Annotated in this window: 1 protein-coding gene; it reads right to left on the minus strand. The window is 38.0% G+C overall.

What is annotated here, in order from left to right:
• The coding region (locus HZY83_RS08145) for an alcohol dehydrogenase catalytic domain-containing protein (protein WP_179943533.1) at positions 1 to 400 on the minus strand (400 nt) is incomplete at both ends.

The following is a 400-nucleotide window of genomic DNA, read 5'->3' on the forward strand; positions in this document are numbered from 1 at the left end:
CATAGCAAGTGTGCCAACGCCACCTGATGCTCCTCTTACTAAAACTTCTTTTCCTTCAATAGTCATGCCAGCTTTTTCTAATTTTTCAATAGCTAAGCCAGCTGTATATCCAGCAGTTCCATAAATCATAGCTTCTTCTAGAGTAAGTCCCTCTGGTAAGTTAATAACCCACTCTGATTTCACACGTGCGTATTCACTAAAACCACCATAATGACTTACACCTAAGTCATAGCTTGTAACAATGACTTCATCTCCAACTTCTAATCCAGGTGCATTCGTTTCTTCAATAGTACCAGCCAAATCAATACCAGGCACCATAGGATAACTTTTTACAATTGCATTGTTATCTTGTGTAGCCAAAGCGTCTTTATAATTAATTCCAGAATAGTGAACCTTAATG

Origin of the sequence: Gemella sp. GH3, from assembly GCF_013415425.1 — a bacterium.
In the GTDB taxonomy this organism is placed as follows: Bacteria; Bacillota; Bacilli; order Staphylococcales; family Gemellaceae; genus Gemelliphila.